The sequence below is a fragment of the Nocardioides deserti genome, assembly GCF_014266025.1.
GTDB lineage: Bacteria > Actinomycetota > Actinomycetes > Propionibacteriales > Nocardioidaceae > Nocardioides > Nocardioides deserti.
On the sequence record NZ_JACMYC010000001.1, the window covers coordinates 115415 to 134303 of the forward strand.

An 18889-nucleotide genomic window follows, 5' to 3' on the forward strand; every position below is an offset into this window, starting at 1 on the left:
TCGGGTTGTACGCCTTCCGCACGACGCACGGCCCCGCCGGCCGGTCCGTGGAGCTCGCCTTCACCGACCGCCTCGGCGGGGTCAGCGCGGCGCCGTGGGACGAGCTGGACCTGGCCATCGAGGGCGACGACCCGGAGGAGGCCCGCACGGAGAACCTCCGCCGGGTGCTCGCGGACTTCGCCCCGGACGCGGCGCTCGCCGACCTGCGCCAGGTACACGGCCGCGAGGTCGTGACCGCGGACGGGCCGGTCGAGCGCGTGCCCGGGGACGGGCTCGTCACCACCCGGACCGACGTCGTCCTCATGGTCCGCGCGGCCGACTGCGTGCCGGTGCTGCTCTCGGGCGGCACGGTCGTGGGCGCCGCTCACGCCGGGCGGGTGGGCGTCACCGCCGGGGTCGTCCCGGCGACGGTGGAGCGGATGCGCGAGCTGGGTGCGACCGACGTGGTCGCGTGGATCGGCCCGCACGTGTGCGGGAGTTGCTACGAGGTGCCGCAGGAGATGCAGGAGGAGGTGGGGTCGGTGGAGCCGACGACGGTCGCGACGACAACGTGGGGCACGCCGTCCCTCGCCCTCGGCGCCGGTGTCCGTGCGCAGCTGGAGCGGCTCGACGTGGAGGTCGTCGACGTCTCCCGCTGCACGGTGGAGTCGCCCGACCTCTACTCCCACCGGCGCGACGGCCGGGGTGCCGGTCGCCACGCCGGGCTGGTCAGGAGGCTGTCGTGAGGCGCCAGGAGCTGGCCGCCGGCCTGGCAGCGGTGCGCGAGCGGATCGCTGCCGCGTGCGACGAGGCCGGCCGCGACCCCGACGAGGTCACCCTCGTGGTGGTCACCAAGTTCTTCCCCGCCTCCGACGTGCGGCTGCTGGCCGACCTCGGCGTCACCGACGTCGGGGAGAACCGCCACCAGGAGGCCGAGGCCAAGGCCCAGGAGTGTGCCGACCTCGGTCTGCGCTGGCACTTCATCGGCGGCCTGCAGTCGAACAAGGCGGCCGCGGTCGCGGCGTACTCCTCGGTCGTGGAGTCCGTCGACCGCGCCAAGCTCGTCGGTCCGCTGGCCCGCGGGGCCGCAGCCCGCGACGAGCCCCTCGACGTGCTGCTCCAGGTCAGCCTGGACCCGCCCGGGCGCGAGGGACGGGCGGGTGTCGACCCCGATGCCCTGCCGGCCCTGGCCGAGCGGGTGGGTCAGGAGCAGGACCTGCGGCTGCGCGGCCTGATGGCCGTCGCGCCGCTGGGGGAGGACCCGGCGACGGCGTTCGCCCGGCTGGCCGAGGTGCGCGCGGCGTTCGTCGCCGAGCACCCGGCGGCGACCTGGTTGTCCGCCGGCATGTCCGGCGACCTCGAGCACGCGGTGCGCCTCGGCGCGACACACGTGCGGATTGGCTCCGCGGTCCTCGGTTCGAGGCCTGCGGGGAAGTAGTGTCCGGAACATCCAAGGAGTGCCCCCTGCGGGCGCTGAGTCCCGAAAGGTCACACCCATGAGCGGCGCGATGCGCAGGATCGGCGAGTACCTCGGCCTGCTCGAGGACACCGGCCGGTACGACGACGAGTACGACGGCGACGACTACCACACCCAGGAGACGACGCCGGTCGCCGCGGCGGCGCGCGCCCAGCGGCCCCGCGCCGCCGGCCCGGCCCCCGTGGCCGACCTCGCCGAGCGCCGCCGTCCGGTGGCGCCCGTGGCCCCCGTGCCGTCGCCGGGCGTGGTCGCGGAGCTCAGCCGGATCACCACCCTGCATCCGAGCACCTACAACGAGGCGCGCACGGTCGGGGAGAACTTCCGCGAGGGCGTCCCGGTGATCATGAACCTCTCGGAGATGGACGACGCCGACGCCAAGCGTCTCGTCGACTTCGCCGCCGGCCTGGTCTTCGCCACCCGTGGCACGATCGAGCGGGTCACCAACAAGGTGTTCCTGCTGTCGCCGCCCAACGTCTCGGTGGCTGCGGAGGACAAGCAGCGGATCGCCGAGGGCGGTTTCTTCAACCAGAGCTGAGGAGTCATTGAACGCCGTCTGGCAGATCGCTTACGGCCTCACCTGGGCCTTCGTCGCGCTGCTGTGGGTGCGGTTCATCGTCGACTGGGTGCAGGTCTTCGCCCGGTCCTGGTCGCCGTCGGGCCCGCTGCTGGTGGTGCTCGAGGTCGTCTACTCGATCACCGACCCGCCGATCAAGGCTCTGCGCCGCGTCGTGCCGCCGTTGCGGCTGGGCAGCGTGGCGCTCGACCTGAGCTTCATCCTGGTGATGATCGTCGCCTGGATCCTGCTCAACATCTTCCGCGGGCTGGCCTTCTAGCCACTGCGTCCCGCTCCCGACCAGCGCGTCCGCCGGGTCACACCGGTCCCAGGCCAAGCGCTATTGTTCGACGGAGCAGCTGCGCGACGCTCTGTCACCGCTCGGCCACCGCTCTGCGAACGCTCTGCCACAACCGACACGACAACGAATGGGTGAGGTCATGCCGCTGACGCCTGAGGACGTGAGCAACAAGCGATTCACTCCCGTCCGGCTCCGCGAGGGGTACGACATGGGGGAGGTCGACCAGTTCCTCGACGAGGTGGAGGCCGAGCTCGCGCGGCTGACGAAGGAGAACGACGACCTCCGGGCCAAGCTGTCCTCCGTGCAGTCGGGCACCCAGCCGGTGCCGGTCGCCCAGCCGGAGCCCACCCCCGAGCCGGTGGCCGAGAAGGCGCCCGAGCCGGAGCCGGCCCCCGTCGCGCAGCCCGTCGCCGCGAACGTCGGCGGCCCGGTCGAGACGATCCGCGTCGAGACGGTCCCGCAGGCCTCGAACGCTGCGGCCCGCTTGCTCGAGATCGCCACCCGCAACGCCGACGAGCTGGTCGAGGAGGCGAAGAACGACGCCGACAAGATCGTCGGCGAGGCGCGCACCAAGGCCGAGCGCCTGGAGGCGGAGTCGAAGTCGAAGGCCGACCGCCTCGAGTCCGACGCCCGCACCCGCGCGCAGATGCTCGACTCCGAGACCGCCGAGCGCCGCCAGCAGATGTTCGGCGAGCTCGAGCGCGAGCGGGACCGCCTCAGCAGCGAGGTGGAGACCCTTCGCTCGTTCGAGCGCGAGTACCGCTCCCGCCTCAAGACCTACTTCACCCAGCAGCTCGAGGCCCTCGGCTCCACCGAGAGCGCCGCGCCGAACGACGAGCAGCCCGCGCCGAAGCGGCTCCGCTCGATCCTCGGCGAGGACGAGAGCTGACGGCAGCACCGCACCACGCACGACTCCCGGACGGCCGGCCCCCTCACCAGGGGGCCGGCCGTCCGTCGTCCCGGACCGGCCGCCGGGCCCGGATCTCGGTGATCTCCCGCGGTCCGCGGTTGGCCCGGCCCCCGCGCTCGGCTACCCTCCGCCCACACGGTGACCGCAGGTCGCCGGGCGACCGGCCCGAGGAGGACCGATGGCAGGCAGCGCTGGGAGGACCACCGCGAAGGCGGCGGGCAAGGGAGCAGGCAGCACCGAGGCGGCGGCGACCCAGGCGCCGCTGGCGAGCCTGGTCGTCAAGGAGGGCGAGGAGGCCTGGACGAGCGAGGAGCTCGCCGAGGTCATCGACGAGCTGCACGAGCAGCGCAAGCACAGCGCGTCCATCGTCGAGAACCTCGACGAGGAGATCTCGGGCCTGATGCGTGACTCCGGCGACGGCGCCGGGCAGGACCAGGCCGACATCGGCTCGTCGTCGTTCGAGCGCGACCACGAGCTCACCGTGCTGAGCAACGAGCGCGACAAGGTGGCCCAGATCGACCGGGCCCTGGGGCGCATCGACGACGGCACGTACGGCGTGTGCGAGTCGTGCGGCGAACCCATCGGCAAGATGCGGCTGATGGCTTTCCCGCGTGCGACACTCTGCATGCCATGCAAGCAGCGCGAGGAACGTCGCTGAGCGACGACACCGACCGTCCCGCCGTACCCTCTCCGCCTCGCCGGGCACGCCTCCGGCTGCTGCTCGCCGGCATCTTCGCGGCGCTGTACGCCACGGACGTGGTCTCGAAGGTCCTCGCGGTCGAGCACCTCACCGGCCGCCCGGACGTCGAGGTCGTCGGCGACCTGCTCGTGCTGCACCTGGTGCGCAACCCGGGCGCGGCGTTCAGCACCGGCACGGAGTACACCGTGGTGCTCTCCTGCGTCGCGATCGTCGCCACCGGTGTCGTCCTGTGGCTGGCCCGTCGCGTCGGGAGCGTCCTGTGGGCCGTGGCCCTGGGCGTGCTGCTCGCCGGGATCGTCGGCAACCTCACCGACCGGCTGCTGCGTTCGCCCGGGCCGCTGCGCGGGCACGTGATCGACATGTTCATGCTGCCGAGCTGGCCGGTCTTCAACGTGGCCGACATCTGCATCAACGTCGCGGCGGGGCTGATCCTGCTGCAGGCGTTCCGCGGGATCCGGATCGACGGCACCCGGGAGGGTGAGGACGCGTGACGCAGGTCGACCACCGCAGCCTGTCCGTGCCCGACGGCCTCGCCGGCGAGCGGGTCGACGCCGCCATCGCGCGGATGTTCGGGCTGTCCCGCACCCGCGCGGCCGACCTGATCGCCGCGGGCCACGTGCAGCTCGACGGCGCCGACGTCGGCAAGAGCGACCGTGTGCTCCCCGGCGCCGTGCTCGACGTGACCATCCCGAGCATGGCCGACCCGCTCGAGATCGTGCCGGAGATCGTCGAGGGGATCGGGATCATCCACGACGACGACGCGATCGTCGTCATCGACAAGCCCGTCGGCGTCGCCGTCCACCCCTCGCCCGGGTGGTCCGGCCCGACGGTCGTCGGCCACCTCGCCGGCGCCGGCTTCCGGATCGCCACCAGCGGCGCCTCCGAGCGACAGGGCATCGTCCAGCGCCTCGACGTCGGCACCTCGGGCGTCATGGTGATCGCCAAGTCCGAGCACGCCTACTCGGTGCTGAAGAACGCCTTTCGCAACCGCACGGTCGACAAGACCTACCACGCGCTCGTCCAGGGGCACCCGGACCCGCTCGAGGGCACCGTCGACGCCCCGATCGGCCGGCACCCCAAGGCGGACTACAAGTTCGCGGTCATGGCCGACGGCCGGGCCAGCGTCACGCACTACAACACCCTCGAGGCGCACCGGTTCGCCAGCCTGCTCGAGGTGCACCTGGAGACCGGCCGCACCCACCAGATCCGCGTGCACATGGCGGCCCTCAAGCACCCGTGCGTCGGCGACATCACCTACGGCGCCGACCCGACGCTCGCCCGCCGGGTGGGCCTGGAGCGGCAGTGGCTGCACGCGGTGCGGCTCGGCTTCGAGCACCCCGAGACCGGCGAGCAGGTGAGCTACGAGTCGACGTACCCCGCCGACCTGGCGCACGCGCTCGAGGTCATCCGTGACGCCCACTGACGCCTCCACCGGTCCCGACGTGACGGTCCGCCCGGCCGTGCCGGGTGACGCGGGCGCGCTGGCCGCCGTGCACCTGCGCGCGCGGCGGGCGGCGCCGATGCCCGAGCCCGCGCACCCCGACAGCACGCTCGCGCCGTTCCTCGCCACCCGGATCGGCGCCGACCAGGTCTGGGTCGCCGAGGCGGGGGAGCGGGTCCTGGGCTACGCCCGGCACACCTCGACCTGGCTCGACGACCTGTACGTCGACCCGTCGGCCGCCCGCCAGGGCGTCGGGTCGCTGCTGCTCGACGTCGTCAAGGACCGGCTCGCGGACGGCTTCTGCCTGTGGGTCTTCGCCTCGAACGCCCCCGCCCGCGCGTTCTACGCCCGCCACGGGCTGGTCGAGCTCGAGGAGACCGACGGCTCCGCGAACGAGGAGCGCGCCCCCGACGTACGCATGGCCTGGCCCGGCCGCGACCCGCTGCGGTTCCTCCGCGGGCTGGTCGACGAGGTCGACGAGGAGCTGGGCGACCTGCTCGCCCGCCGCGCCGCCCTCACCCGCGCGATCCAGCCGCTCAAGACCGACCCCACCCGCGACCCCGCCCGCGAGCGGGAGGTCGCGGAGCGGGTCGCCCGCCGGGCCCCGCGGCTCGGCACCGACCGGCTCGTCCCGGTCATGGACGCGATCATCACCGCCTCCCTCGACGCCGCCGCCGAGGACCTCCGCACCGGTCGCTGACGGCTGCATCACGTCCGACCGCGCTGTCGGCGGCGAGTGCCAGCATGGGCCGCGGCCGTGAAGTAGCCTGACGTCCTTCCCCAAGGATCGACGCCGGGCCATCCACCCGGTGGCTGATGCTGCCCGCCTGCCGCTTCGACCCAGAGGAGCTCGATACCGCCGATGTCGACCGGCACCAAGGACTCCTTCGTCCACCTGCACGTCCACACCGAGTACTCCATGCTCGACGGGGCCTCGCTGCTCGACGGGCTGTTCGCGCGGACCGCGGACCTCGAGATGCCGGCCATCGCGATGACCGACCACGGCAACCTGCACGGCGCCTTCGACTTCTGGTCCAAGGCCCGCAAGCACGGCGTGAAGCCGATCATCGGCATCGAGGCGTACCTCACCCCGGGCACGCCGCGCGGGGAGCGCAAGCGGGTGCGGTGGGGCAAGGGTGACGGCCGGGAGGAGGGCGGCGACGACGTCGCCGGTGGCGGCGCCTACACCCACATGACGATGTGGGCGGAGAACACCGCCGGCATGCACAACCTCTTCCGGCTGTCCTCGCGCTCCAGCCTCGAGGGCTACTTCTACAAGCCCCGGATGGACAAGGAGATCCTCGCCGAGCACAGCGAGGGGATCATCGTCAGCACCGGCTGCCCCAGCGGCGCGATCCAGACCCGGCTGCGGCTGGGCCAGTGGGACGAGGCGGTCCGCGAGGCCGGCGAGCTGCAGGACATGTTCGGCCGCGACAACGTGTTCCTCGAGCTGATGGACCACGACATCTCGGTGGAGAAGCGGGTCCGCGACGACCTGCTGCGGCTCGGCCGCGAGCTCGGCATCCCGCCGCTGGCCACCAACGACTCGCACTACAACAACCCTGAGGACGCCGCGGCGCACGACGCGCTCATCTGTGTCGCGTCGGGCAAGCGGCTCTCCGACACCAACCGGCTGAAGTTCGACGGGGGCGGCTACTACATCAAGTCCGCCGCGGAGATGCGCGAGCTCTGGGCCGGCAAGCACGGCATGCGCGAGGCGTGCGACAACACGCTCGCGATCGCCGAGCGCTGCGAGGTCGAGTTCGTCGAGTCCACCGGCGGCTACATGGCGCGCGCCGACATCCCCGCCGGCGAGACCGAGGAGAGCTGGTTCCGCAAGGAGGTCTGGCGCGGCATCGAGTCCCGCTACCCCGGCGACCGGGTGACCGAGGAGGTCCGCGAGCGCGTCGAGATGGAGCTCGGCGTCATCTCGGCCAAGGGCTACTGCGGCTACTACCTCGTGGTCGCCGACTTCATCCAGTGGGCCAAGGACAACGGCATCCGCGTCGGACCGGGTCGAGGCTCCGGTGCGGGCTCGATCGCGGCGTACGCCCTGCGCATCACCGACCTGTGCCCGCTGGAGCACGGGCTGTTCTTCGAGCGGTTCCTCAACCCCGAGCGCCCCTCGATGCCCGACTTCGACATCGACTTCGACGACCACCGCCGCGGCGAGGTCATCGCCTACGTCACCCAGAAGTACGGCGCCGACCGGGTCGCGCAGATCGCCACCTTCGGCCGGCTCAAGGCCAAGGCCGCGATCAAGGACGCCGCCCGCGTGCTCGACTACGGCTTCGCTATCTCCGACCGCATCACCAAGGCGCTGCCCGCCGACGTGATGGGCAAGGGCGTCCCGCTCAAGGAGCTGTTCAACACCGAGCACAAGCGGTACGGCGAGGGCGGGGAGTTCCGCGCGCTGCACGACTCCGACGTCGATGTCCGCACGATCTACGAGACCGCAGTCGGCCTCGAGGGGCAGATCCGCAACTGGGGCGTCCACGCCGCCGGCGTGATCATGTCCAGCGACCCCCTGATCGACATCGTGCCGATCATGTCGCGGCCGCAGGACGGCGCGATCATCACCCAGTTCGACTACCCGATGTGCGAGGCGCTCGGGCTGGTCAAGATGGACTTCCTCGGCCTGAGCAACCTCCACATCCTGGAGAACGCGCTGGTCAACATCGAGGCCAACCGCGGCGAGAAGGTCGTCCTGGAGGAGCTGCCGTTCGACGACCGGCCGACCTACGAGCTGATGGGCCGCGGCGACACGCTCGGCGTCTTCCAGCTCGACGGTGGCGGCATGCGGGCGCTGCTGCGCTCGATGCAGCCCGACCAGTTCGCCGACATCACCGCGGTCAGCGCGCTCTACCGCCCCGGCCCGATGGGCGCGGACTCGCACAACAAGTACGCCCGGCGCAAGAACGGCCGCGAGCCGATCGACCCGATCCACCCCGCGCTGGCCGAGGCGCTCGAGCCGGTCCTGGGGGAGACCTACGGCCTGATCGTCTACCAGGAGCAGGTCATGGCGATCGCGCAGGTGCTCGCCGGCTTCACCCTGGGCGCCGCGGACAACCTGCGTCGCGCGATGGGCAAGAAGAAGAAGGAGGAGCTGGACAAGCAGTACGCCGGCTTCCAGGCCGGCATGCTCGAGCGCGGCTATCCCCAGGACGCGATCGACACGCTCTGGGCGATCCTGCTCCCGTTCTCCGACTACGCCTTCAACAAGTCCCACTCCGCGGCGTACGGCGTCATCACCTACTGGACCGCCTACCTCAAGGCGAACTACCCGGCCGAGTACATGGCGGCCCTGCTGACGTCGGCCAAGGACGACAAGGACAAGCTGGCGATCTACCTCAACGAGTGCCGCCGGATGAAGATCCAGGTGCTCCCGCCGGACGTGAACTCCTCCGCGCACGACTTCACGCCGGTCGGCTCCGACATCCGCTTCGGTCTCACCGCGATCCGCAACGTCGGGGCGAACGTCGTCGACGGCATCGTGGCCGCCCGCGAGGAGAAGGGTCGCTACACCGACTTCAACGACTTCCTCGACAAGGTGCCGGCGCAGGTCTGCAACAAGCGGGTCATCGAGTCGCTGATCAAGGCCGGTGCGTTCGACGACCTCAAGCACCGGCGCCGTGCCCTGGTGGCGATCCACGAGACGGCCGTGGACCAGTACGTCGACATCAAGCGCAACGAGGCGATCGGCCAGGACTCGCTGTTCGGCGGCCTCGACGACACCTCCGGCTTCGGCGTCTCGGTCGCGATCCCCGACATCGACGACTGGGACAAGATGACCCTGCTGGGCCACGAGCGGGAGATGCTCGGGCTCTACGTCTCCGACCACCCGCTGCTCGGGCTGGAGCACGTGCTCTCCGACGGCACCGACTGCACCATCGGCCAGCTGATGCTCGACGAGGACCGCTCCGACGGCTCGCCGATCACCGTCAGCGGCCTGGTCACCTCGGTGCAGCGCAAGATCACCAAGCGCGGCGACGCCTGGGCGCTGATCACGCTCGAGGACCTCGACGGCGCGATCGACGTGCTGCTGTTCCCCAGCGCCTACCAGCTGGCCAGCACCTACCTCACCGAGGACGCGATCCTCACCGTCAAGGGCCGGCTCTCGCGCAGCAAGGACCAGCCGGAGATCCACGGGCAGGAGGTCACGGTCCCCGACATCTCCGAGGGTCCGTCCGGCCCGGTGGTGATCAAGGTGCCGCAGACCCGTGTCAACACCGACGTGGTGGCTCACCTCAAGGACGTGCTCTCCACCCATCCCGGCATGACCGAGGTGCACCTGCGCGTCCTCATGCGCGACAAGACCCTGGTCATGCGCATCGGCGACCACCACCGGGTCACGCCGAGCCCTGCGCTCTTCGCCGACCTCAAGCAGCTGCTGGGGCCCGGGTGCCTGACCAGCTGACCGCGCCGGCCCGCACCGGGGTCGGGTCGTCGCCCCGGCGCTCGCCGGTGCTGGCGCTCGTCGCGCAGGCGCTCGCCGTGGTGGCGACCCTGGTGGTCGCCGGGCTGGTCGCGGCCGTGGTGTGGTTCCAGCTGTGGTCGCCGTCGACCGGCGTGGTCCAGGACGGCCGCTGGTTCCCGGACGAGGACGGTCTGCGCGCCGCGTTCTCCGGCACCGGCCTGTTCGTGCTCGTCGCGGTGCTGACCGGCTTCCTGGTCGGTGCGGTCACCGCGTTCCTCTTCGACCGCTCCGAGCTGCTCACCCTGGTCGCGACCCTCGTGGGTGCGGGGCTCGGCGGGTGGCTGATGCTCCGCCTGGGCCTCGAGTGGAGCCCGGCCGACCCCCAGGTGCTCGCGCGCACCGCCCCCGACGGCACCGAGCTCGAGTCCGCGCTCGTCGTCGACCTGCCTCACGCCTGGCTCGCCCTCCCGGGCGGGGCGCTCGTCGGCATGGCGGTCGTCTTCCTCGTCACCACCAAGCGCGCCGTCGCCGGGACCGACCCGCACTGACGGTGCGGTACGCCGCGGTCAGCCGTGGCCGTGCCGTACCGCACGGTGCGCGCGGTCGCCCAGCCTGAGTCCTCCGTGACCGGCTCGCCGAGGCGGCGCTCAGCGGAGTCGCGGTGCGGCGACGTCCGGCGCCGGCCCGGGGACGCAGCTCACGCGCAGCCGAGGCGATCCGACGGGCGAGTCGAGGCAGGGACCGAGGGTCCGCGGCGGTCCGACGCGGAGGTCAGGCACCAGTTCGGGCACCAGCTCGGGCACCAGCTCGGGCATCGGCACGGGACGCGGAAGGTGCTCGGTGCGCCACCGCGGCATCGGCACCGGAGGACGGCCCGGGAGCATCAGGGGCATGCCCACCGGTCGGTCGTGGACGGGCGCAAGCCGAGCGAGCACGGGCGGTGCGTGCTCGACGTCGAGGGGCACGGCGGCGGCGCCGGGCGTCCAGGAGAGGACGGCGAGCAGGCCGGCTGCGGACGCGAGGAGACGGCGCGTGTTCATGCCGCTGGGACGGGTGGGCATGGTCGACGGTTCCGCCGCGATCTTCCGAGCAGAGATCCGGCCGGCTTCGATGGAACCGGATGACGGCGCCACCTCGTCGGACGAGGAGCGAGCACCGACAGGAGTACTGATGGACGACGACGAGGACTTCTCCGCCTACGCCGACGCGCGTTGGAGCAACCTCGTGCGCTCCGCGGTCGTGCTCGGCTGCACCCTCGACGAAGCCCATGACCTCGCTCAGACGACGCTGCTGCGGTGCTACACGTCGTGGTCGCGAGTACGCCGTGCGGACGACCGCGACGCCTACGTGTATCGCATCCTGCTGAACTGCCACCGCGACAGCCGCCGCCGGCACTGGTGGGGCGAGCGGCCTACCGACACCCTGCCGGAGCAGGTCACGGCCGACCCGACCGGGGACGTCGACGCGGCGGACGCGGTCCGCCGCGCACTGGCCGACCTGTCACCGGCCCACCGCGAGGTCGTCGTCCTGCGCCATCTCGCTCAGCTGAGCGAGCAGCAGACCGCCACGGTCCTGGGCGTGGCGCCCGGCACGGTCAAGAGTCGCCTCGCGCGCGCGCTCGACCAGCTCGCCCGCTCACCGCACCTCGCCGAAGGACGCCAGCCGTGAACGATCAGACCCCCGACCTGCTCGACCGGATGCTCGCCGACCTGCCGGTCCGTCCAGCTCCCGTGGACGGCTTGCTGCGCGCCGGTCAGAGGGCGCGGCATCGCCGCCGCACCGTCGCCGTGGCGGGGGCCGCCGCCGCGACCGCGTTGGTGGTCGCGGGGATGACGATCGGCCTCGGAGGTCCCGCCGACCACGTTGTCGACGGCCCGGCCGCGCCGTCGAGCACGAGACCGGTGAACCTGCCGACCAACGGCTGGGAGCCGGGAGACATCTCGGAGCTGGCGCTGATGTCCGGCGTGCTCGGGCTGGACGACGAGGGTTGCGTCGTCCTCGACCACGCCGGCGACGGCCCACCCACCTACGCCACCTGGCCAGCGGGGTACACCGCCATGGTCGATGCGGACGGCGCGGTCCGCCTCCACGACGCCGCGGGGGACGAGGTCGCCCGCCAGGGCCAGCGCGTCCGGATGGGAGGCGGCTTCGGGTCCGGCACCGGCGACCCGCACCCGTGCCTGCCGTCCGGGGCGGAGGTGTTCCACGTCCAGTCCGACGTCGCGGTCTCCCCGCGGACGGCGGCGGGGGGCCCGGACGCGGCCGGCGACGACGGTCCGAGCCCACTGCTCGACGGCGCCGGGAACGAGCGGCTCCCGTTCGGAGCGACGGCAGAGGTGGTCGTGTACGCCCACTGCGGCCTGCGCTTTGCCAGGATCGACGGGGCGCTCTGGGAGACCGAGCCGGTCGGCAACGGCTCGTCCCCGACGGGCGGTGACCTGCTCCGCGGCACCGCCAGCCGAACTTCTGCTGACCGGGCCGTCTTCACCTATGCCGGCCTCGACGAGCCCGTGGTCTTCCGACCGGCGGGCGAGCCGGACCCCGACTTCGTCTGTTACTGAGCCCCGGCAGGTTCGTGCTCCGACCCGCGCGACCGCCGGCGCTCAGCGGGCGATCGGTGCGACGACGGCCGCGGTGGTCCCGACCAGGTCGGCGGGGGAGAGGCCGAGGTCGAGCCCACGCCGACCGCCGGAGACGTAGACGGTCGGGTGCTCGAGCGCGGTCGCGTCGACGACGGTCGGGTGTGGGCGCTTCTGGCCGACCGGGGAGATCCCGCCGGCGACGTACCCCGTCGCGCGCTCGGCCGCGGACACGTCGGCCATCGCCGCCTTGCTCCCGCCGAGGGCGCGCGCGAGGGCCTTGAGGTCGAGCTGGCGGTCGACCGGCACGATGCCCACGGCGAGCCTGCCGTCGACGTTCGCCATCAGCGTCTTGAACACGCAGGCCGGGTCGAGCCCGAGCGCCTCGGCCGCCTCGAGCCCGAAGGAGGCCGCGCGGGGGTCGTGGTCGTACTCGTGGGTCGTGAACGCGATCCCCGCCGCGGTGAGCGCGACGGTCGCGGGGGTTCCGCCGGCGCGGGCGGCCTTCTTCTTCGCCATGGTTCCTCGAGTGTCGGGGCCTGCTAGTTCGGGGACCAGCGGGTCCGCGCGACGTCGGTGGCCGGCAGGGACGGGATGACGTTCATCGCGCGCAGCTCGGTGCGGAGGAGGTCGGTGACGAGCACGAGCCGCTCCTCGGCGTCCTCGGCCTCCAGCAGCATCTGCCGCTCGGGCATGGGCAGGGGAGCGCAGGCAGCCAGCGTCCAGGAGAGGTACGACGGGTCGCGCGGCAGCGTGCCGTCGTAGGGGTCGGCGCGGATCTCGGTGAGCGCCGCCCGGTAGGCCACGAACGTCGCCCGCGCCTGCTCCAGCAGCTCGTCGGGCACCGGCTTGGTCGGCTCGGGCCGGTCGACGACGTGGCCGACCGGGAACAGCCCGGTGGAATCGAGGTGGTCGAGCTCGATGCGGTCCAGCCCGACCGCGACGACGTCGAAGGAGCCGTCGGGGTGGGGCTCGACCTCGGTGAGCTGCACGCGCACGCCGATCCGGTAGAGCGACTGCGCGCCGTGGTCGCCGACCTCGTAGCCCTCCCGGATGGCGACCGACCCGAAGACGCGCTCGGCAGGGTCCTCGACGCGCAGCAGGTGGTGGACCATCGCGCGGTAGCGGTCCTCGAAGACGGTCAGCGGCACGCTGACGCCGGGGAAGAGCACCGCGTTGAGCGGGAACATCGGCAGCGTGTCGGTCACGGGACCCAACCTAGTGCGACGAGGGTGGGTGGTCCGGCGGGCGTCGCCGGTTCGAGGCGGCACCGGCCGCGAACGTAGGATCGGCCCCATGATCCGCCGCATCGACCTGCGCGGGACCGAGGGTCCCGTCGACTACCGCGACGTCGTCCCGAGGGCCGACTTCGACGTCGAGGCAGCGGTGCCCGCGGTGCATGCGATCTGCGAGGCGGTGCGCACCCGCGGCGTCGACGCGATCAAGGAGTACGCGCGCCAGTTCGACGGCGTCGAGCTCGACGAGCTGCGCGTGCCGGCCGGAGCCACCACCGAGGCGCTCGAGCGCCTCGACCCCGCCATCCGCGCGGCGCTGGAGGAGTCCGTCCGCCGGCTCCGCGCGACCTGCGAGGCCGAGCTGGAGCGCGACGCCGTCACCGACCTCGGCCCCGGCGCGCGGGTGACCCACCGCAAGGTGCCGATCCGCCGCGTCGGCCTCTACGTCCCCGGCGGCCTCGCGCCGTTGGTCTCCAGCGTGCTGATGAACGTCGTGCCCGCCCAGGTCGCCGGCGTCGAGTCGATCGCGCTGGCCTCCCCGCCGCAGAAGGACTTCGGCGGGCAGGTCCACCCGACGATCCTGGCGGCGTGCGCCCTGCTCGGCGTCGACGAGGTGTACGCCGTCGGCGGCGCCCAGGCGATCGCGATGTTCGCCTACGGCACCGGCCCGTGCGAGCGGGTCGACCTGGTCACCGGTCCGGGCAACATCTACACCGTCACCGCCAAGCGACTGCTCAAGGGCCAGGTGGGCATCGACTCCGAGGCCGGCCCGACGGAGATCGCGATCCTCGCCGACGACACCGCCGACGCGGCGTACGTCGCCGCCGACCTGGTCAGCCAGGCCGAGCACGACCCGCTGGCCGGCGCCGTGCTGGTCACGCCGTCCGAGCGGCTCGCCGCCGCGGTCGAGGCCGAGCTGGACGGCCAGGTCCTCGCCGCCAAGCACAGCGAGCGCATCCGCACCGCGCTGACCGGCCCGCAGTCGGGCGTCGTGCTCGTCGAGGACCTCGAGCAGGGGCTCGACGTGGTGAACGCCTACGCTGCCGAGCACCTCGAGATCCACACCGAGGACGCGGCCGGGTGGGCCGCGCGCGTGCGCAACGCCGGCGCGATCTTCGTCGGGCCGCACGCGCCGGTGAGCCTGGGCGACTACTGCGCCGGCTCCAACCACGTGCTGCCGACCGGCGGCTGCGCCTGCCACTCCTCGGGGCTCTCGGTGCGCGCGTTCACCAAGTCGGTGCACGTCGTGGACTACAGCCGCGACGCGCTGGCCGAGGTGGCCGACCACGTCGTGACGCTGGCCGAGGCCGAGGACCTGCCGGGCCACGGGGCCGCGGTGCGCGTCCGGTTCCAGGACTGACGGGACCGCCATGACCTTCCCCCCGATCCGGGAGGAGCTGCGCGGCCTCGAGCCCTACGGCGCCCCCCAGCTGGACGTGCCGGTCCAGCTCAACACCAACGAGAACCCCTACGGCCCCTCCGAGGCCTGCGTCGCCGACATCGCGGCGTCGGTCGCGGAGGCCGCCCGGGGGCTGCACCGCTACCCCGACCGCGAGCACGTCGCGCTGCGCACCGCGCTGGCGGACTACCTGTCGCAGGACACCCCGCACGGGGTCGCGGTCGAGCAGGTGTGGGCGGCCAACGGCTCCAACGAGGTGATGCTGCAGCTGCTGCAGGCCTTCGGCGGTCCGGGCCGCTCGGCGCTGAGCTTCGCGCCGACGTACTCGATGTATCCCGAGTACGCCCGCGACACCTCCACCGCCTGGGTGCAGGGACGCCGCGCCGACGACTTCTCCCTCGACCTCGACGCGGCCGCAGCGCTGGTGCGCGAGCACCGGCCGAGCGTCGTGCTGCTGCCCTCGCCGAACAACCCGACCGGCACCGCGCTGCCGCCCGAGGCGGTCACGGTGCTGTGCGAGGCGGCGGCGTCCTACGAGCCGCAGGGCCTGGTCGTGGTGGACGAGGCGTACGGCGAGTTCCGTCGCGCCGGCGTCCCGAGCGCGCTCGAGCTGCTGCCCACCCACCGCAACCTGGTCGTCACCCGCACGATGAGCAAGGCGTTCGCCGCCGCCGGGCTGCGGCTGGGCTACCTCGCCGCGGACCCGGCGATCTGCGACGCGATCCGCGTGGTGCGCCTGCCGTACCACCTCTCCGCCGTCACCCAGGCCGCCGCCCTCGCGGCGCTGCGGCACGCACCCGAGCTGCTCGGGAAGGTCGACGAGCTGCGCGCCGAGCGGGACCGCACCGTCACCTGGCTGCGCGAGCAGGGCCTGCAGGTCGCCGACAGCGACGCGAACTTCGTGCTGTTCGGGACCTTCGTGGACCGCCATGCTGTGTGGCAGGGCCTGCTCGACCGGGGCGTGCTGGTCCGCGAGGTGGGTCCGGACGGCTGGCTCCGCGTCTCGGTCGGAACACCCGACGAGATGGATGCGTTCAAGCACGCGATGACCGACGTACTGATCCAGCCGATGGAGGAGAAGCGATGAGCCGGACCGCACGGATCGAGCGCCAGACCAGCGAGTCCAAGGTGCTCGTCGAGGTCGACCTCGACGGCTCGGGCCGGCACGACGTCTCCACCGGCATCGGCTTCTACGACCACATGCTCACCGCGTTCGCGCGGCACAGCCTGGTCGACCTGACGGTCCAGTCCGAGGGCGACCACTGGATCGACGCCCACCACACCACCGAGGACACCGCGATCGCGCTCGGGCAGGCGCTGCGCCAGGCGCTCGGCGACAAGGTCGGCATCCGCCGGTTCGGCGACGCCACCGTGCCGCTCGACGAGGCGCTCGTCCACGCGGTCGTCGACGTCTCCGGGCGGCCGTACTGCGTGCACACCGGTGAGCCGGAGGGGCAGCAGTACGTGCAGCTCGGCGGGTCGACGCCGGCGTACCTCGGCTCGCTGACCCAGCACGTCTTCGAGTCGATCGCCTTCCACGGCCACTTCGCCCTGCACGTGCGCGTGCTGGCCGGCCGCGAGCCGCACCACATCGTCGAGACGCAGTTCAAGGCGTTCGCGCGTGCCTTCCGCGACGCCGTCGCGCTCGACCCGCGGGAGACGGGCATCCCGTCGACCAAGGGTGCCCTGTGACGGGTCCGAAGGTCGCTGTCCTCGACTACGGGTCGGGCAACCTCCGCTCGGCCGTGCGCGCGGTCGAGCGCGCCGGCGCCGACGTCGAGCTGACCTCCGACTTCGACACCTGCCTGGCCGCCGACGGCCTGCTGGTCCCCGGTGTCGGCGCGTTCGCCGCCTGCATGGAGGGCCTGCGCGCGGTCAAGGGCGACCGGCTCATCGGGCGCCGGCTCGCGGGCGGCCGCCCGGTGCTCGGCATCTGCGTGGGCATGCAGATCCTGTTCGGCCGCGGCGTCGAGCACGGCATCGAGACCGACGGCTGCGACGAGTGGCCCGGCGTGGTGGAGCGGCTCCAGGCGCCGGTCGTGCCGCACATGGGTTGGAACACCGTCGACGTGGCGGAGGGGTCGACGCTCTTCTCCGGCATCGAGGACGAGCGCTTCTACTTCGTGCACTCCTACGGCGTGCGCGACTGGACGCTGGTCACCAACGACCGGACCCGGGCGCCGCTGGTGACCTGGGCCGAGCACGGTGGCGACCGCTTCGTCGCTGCCGTCGAGAACGGCCCGCTCGCGGCAACCCAGTTCCACCCCGAGAAGTCCGGCGACGCCGGCGCGGCGCTGTTCCGCAACTGGGTCGCCTCGCTCTGAGCCGCGGCCCGACCCCGTCGTACCCCGTCCTCCGTCCCCGCCCTGCCAGGAAGAAGTCCATGTCCTACCTCCAGCTCCTGCCCGCCGTCGACATCACCGAGGGCCGCGCGGTCCAGCTCGCCCAGGGCGTCGCCGGGTCCGAGCGGGTGTACGGCGACCCGGTCGCCGCCGCGCGCCGGTGGCAGGACGCCGGGTCGGAGTGGCTGCACCTGGTGGACCTCGACGCGGCGTTCGGGCGCGGCTCGAACCGCGAGCTGCAGGCCGAGATCGTCGGCGCGCTCGACATCGACGTGGAGATGAGCGGCGGCATCCGCGACGACGAGTCGCTCGAGGCGGCGCTCGCGACCGGCTGCCGCCGGGTCAACATCGGCACCGCCGCGCTGGAGAACCCCGAGTGGTGCGCGCGGATCATCGCCGAGCACGGCGACCGGATCGCGATCGGCCTCGACGTGCGGGGCACGACGCTCGCCGCCCGTGGGTGGACCAAGGACGGCGGCGACCTCTACGAGACGCTCGCCCGCCTGGACGCCGAGGGCTGCGCGCGGTACGTCGTCACCGACGTCAACAAGGACGGCATGCTCGCCGGCCCGAACCTCCAGCTGCTGCGCGACGTCTGCGCCGTCACCGACCGCCCGGTCATCGCCTCCGGCGGCGTCTCGACGCTCGACGACATCCGCGCGCTCATGGACCTGGTGCCCGAGGGCGTCGAGGGCGCGATCGCCGGCACCGCGCTCTACGAGGGCCGGTTCGCCCTCGAGGACGCGATCGCGCTCACCCGCGGCGGCGCGTCGTGACGCTCGCCGTCCGGGTGATTCCCTGCCTGGACGTCGACGCCGGCCGCGTCGTCAAGGGCATCAACTTCCAGGACCTCCGCGACGCGGGCGACCCGGTCGAGCTGGCGAAGGTGTACGACGCCGAGGGTGCCGACGAGCTGACCTTCCTCGACATCTCCGCCTCCCACGAGGGCCGCTCGACCACGATGGAGATCGTGTCGGCGACCGCCGAGCAGGTCTTCATCCCGCTGACCGTCGGCGGCGGCGTCGCCTCGACCGCCGACGTCGACCGCCTGCTCCGTGCGGGCGCGGACAAGGTCGCGGTCAACACCGCCGCCATCCGCCGCCCCGAGCTGGTCGCCGAGATCGCCGACCGGTTCGGCAACCAGGTGCTGGTGCTCTCCGTCGACGCCCGACGCGCCGCCGGCACGGACTCGGGCTTCGAGGTCACCACCCACGGTGGTCGCCAGTCCGCCGGCCTCGACGCCGTCGAGTGGGCCGTCCGTGCCGCCGAGCTCGGGGCGGGCGAGATCCTCCTCAACGCCATGGACGCCGACGGCACCCAGGACGGCTTCGACCTCGAGCTGATCGAGGCGGTGCGCCGCGAGGTCTCCATCCCCGTCATCGCCTCCGGCGGCGCCGGCCGTGTCGAGCACTTCCCGCCCGCGGTCGAGGCCGGCGCCGACGCGGTCCTCGCCGCCACGGTCTTCCACTTCGGCACGCTGCGCGTCGGCGACGTCAAGCACGCGCTCACCGAGGCCGGCCACCCGGTCCGGTGACGATCCCGTCCGCAGTCCTCGG

Annotated in this window: 21 protein-coding genes; 19 read left to right on the top strand and 2 right to left on the bottom strand. The window is 72.7% G+C overall.

Annotation, left to right across the window (positions count from 1 at the left end; genetic code table 11):
- Positions 1–5: 5 nt before the first annotated feature.
- The 13 genes from H7344_RS00600 (at position 6) to H7344_RS00660 (ending at position 12339) form a co-directional block, all read left to right on the top strand.
- Positions 6–725, top strand: coding sequence for a polyphenol oxidase family protein (locus tag H7344_RS00600; protein WP_186344093.1), 720 nt, complete (start codon positions 6–8; stop codon positions 723–725).
- A complete protein-coding gene (locus H7344_RS00605; RefSeq protein ID WP_229706830.1) occupies positions 722–1417 on the top strand; it encodes a YggS family pyridoxal phosphate-dependent enzyme in 696 nt (231 codons plus the stop codon). The genes H7344_RS00600 and H7344_RS00605 overlap by 4 nt, the downstream gene beginning before the upstream one ends.
- 58 nt (positions 1418–1475) lie before the next feature.
- Entirely contained in the window at positions 1476–1991 is a 516-nt protein-coding gene (locus H7344_RS00610) for a cell division protein SepF (RefSeq protein ID WP_186344094.1), read from the top strand.
- Between the two features lie 7 nt (positions 1992–1998).
- Positions 1999–2289, top strand: coding sequence for a YggT family protein (locus H7344_RS00615; protein WP_186344095.1), 291 nt, complete (start codon positions 1999–2001; stop codon positions 2287–2289).
- A 160-nt stretch (positions 2290–2449) separates the two neighbouring features.
- A complete protein-coding gene (locus tag H7344_RS00620) occupies positions 2450–3199 on the top strand; it encodes a DivIVA domain-containing protein (RefSeq protein WP_229706829.1) in 750 nt (249 codons plus the stop codon).
- A 199-nt stretch (positions 3200–3398) separates the two neighbouring features.
- Entirely contained in the window at positions 3399–3878 is a 480-nt protein-coding gene (locus H7344_RS00625) for a TraR/DksA family transcriptional regulator (RefSeq protein WP_186344097.1), read from the top strand.
- Positions 3851–4411 carry a signal peptidase II gene (locus tag H7344_RS00630; protein WP_186344098.1) on the top strand — a complete coding sequence of 187 codons (561 nt, stop codon included), beginning with the start codon at positions 3851–3853 and terminating at the stop codon, positions 4409–4411. The genes H7344_RS00625 and H7344_RS00630 overlap by 28 nt, the downstream gene beginning before the upstream one ends.
- Positions 4408–5343 (top strand): RluA family pseudouridine synthase, encoded by a 936-nt coding sequence (locus tag H7344_RS00635; protein WP_186344099.1) that lies wholly within the window; start codon positions 4408–4410, stop codon positions 5341–5343. The genes H7344_RS00630 and H7344_RS00635 overlap by 4 nt, the downstream gene beginning before the upstream one ends.
- Positions 5330–6061: a GNAT family N-acetyltransferase gene (locus tag H7344_RS00640; RefSeq protein WP_186344100.1), complete on the top strand. Its 732-nt coding sequence runs from the start codon at positions 5330–5332 to the stop codon at positions 6059–6061. The genes H7344_RS00635 and H7344_RS00640 overlap by 14 nt, the downstream gene beginning before the upstream one ends.
- A 162-nt stretch (positions 6062–6223) precedes the next feature.
- On the top strand, positions 6224–9778 hold the full coding sequence (gene dnaE / locus H7344_RS00645) for a DNA polymerase III subunit alpha (protein WP_186344101.1): 3555 nt from the start codon (positions 6224–6226) through the stop codon (positions 9776–9778).
- Positions 9763–10326 (top strand): hypothetical protein, encoded by a 564-nt coding sequence (locus tag H7344_RS00650; protein WP_186344102.1) that lies wholly within the window; start codon positions 9763–9765, stop codon positions 10324–10326. Before dnaE ends, H7344_RS00650 begins: the two co-directional genes overlap by 16 nt.
- Positions 10327–10816: 490 nt before the next feature.
- Complete coding sequence (locus H7344_RS00655) at positions 10817–11446, top strand: SigE family RNA polymerase sigma factor (RefSeq protein ID WP_229706955.1); 630 nt, start codon at positions 10817–10819, stop codon at positions 11444–11446.
- Complete coding sequence (locus H7344_RS00660) at positions 11443–12339, top strand: hypothetical protein (protein WP_186344103.1); 897 nt, start codon at positions 11443–11445, stop codon at positions 12337–12339. The genes H7344_RS00655 and H7344_RS00660 overlap by 4 nt, the downstream gene beginning before the upstream one ends.
- Before the next feature lie 42 nt (positions 12340–12381).
- Here the strand turns inward: H7344_RS00660 and ybaK are convergent, their stop codons facing one another.
- Both ybaK and H7344_RS00670 read right to left on the bottom strand, forming a co-directional pair.
- Positions 12382–12876, bottom strand: coding sequence for a Cys-tRNA(Pro) deacylase (gene ybaK, locus H7344_RS00665; RefSeq protein ID WP_186344104.1), 495 nt, complete (start codon positions 12874–12876; stop codon positions 12382–12384).
- A 23-nt stretch (positions 12877–12899) separates the two neighbouring features.
- Positions 12900–13565: an LON peptidase substrate-binding domain-containing protein gene (locus H7344_RS00670; protein WP_186344105.1), complete on the bottom strand. Its 666-nt coding sequence runs from the start codon at positions 13563–13565 to the stop codon at positions 12900–12902.
- 88 nt (positions 13566–13653) lie between these two features.
- Between H7344_RS00670 and hisD the strand changes: the two genes are divergently transcribed.
- The 6 genes from hisD to hisF are packed head-to-tail and all read left to right on the top strand — an operon-like array spanning position 13654 to position 18867.
- Positions 13654–14952 carry a histidinol dehydrogenase gene (hisD, locus tag H7344_RS00675; protein ID WP_186344106.1) on the top strand — a complete coding sequence of 433 codons (1299 nt, stop codon included), beginning with the start codon at positions 13654–13656 and terminating at the stop codon, positions 14950–14952.
- Between the two features lie 10 nt (positions 14953–14962).
- Positions 14963–16078 (top strand): histidinol-phosphate transaminase, encoded by a 1116-nt coding sequence (locus H7344_RS00680; protein WP_186344107.1) that lies wholly within the window; start codon positions 14963–14965, stop codon positions 16076–16078.
- Complete coding sequence (hisB, locus tag H7344_RS00685; protein WP_166190694.1) at positions 16075–16683, top strand: imidazoleglycerol-phosphate dehydratase HisB; 609 nt, start codon at positions 16075–16077, stop codon at positions 16681–16683. The genes H7344_RS00680 and hisB overlap by 4 nt, the downstream gene beginning before the upstream one ends.
- Entirely contained in the window at positions 16680–17315 is a 636-nt protein-coding gene (gene hisH, locus H7344_RS00690; protein ID WP_186344108.1) for an imidazole glycerol phosphate synthase subunit HisH, read from the top strand. The genes hisB and hisH overlap by 4 nt, the downstream gene beginning before the upstream one ends.
- Positions 17316–17374: 59 nt before the next feature.
- Positions 17375–18109: a bifunctional 1-(5-phosphoribosyl)-5-((5-phosphoribosylamino)methylideneamino)imidazole-4-carboxamide isomerase/phosphoribosylanthranilate isomerase PriA gene (priA, locus tag H7344_RS00695; RefSeq protein WP_186344109.1), complete on the top strand. Its 735-nt coding sequence runs from the start codon at positions 17375–17377 to the stop codon at positions 18107–18109.
- Entirely contained in the window at positions 18106–18867 is a 762-nt protein-coding gene (hisF, locus tag H7344_RS00700) for an imidazole glycerol phosphate synthase subunit HisF (RefSeq protein WP_186344110.1), read from the top strand. The genes priA and hisF overlap by 4 nt, the downstream gene beginning before the upstream one ends.
- Positions 18868–18889: the final 22 nt, after the last annotated feature.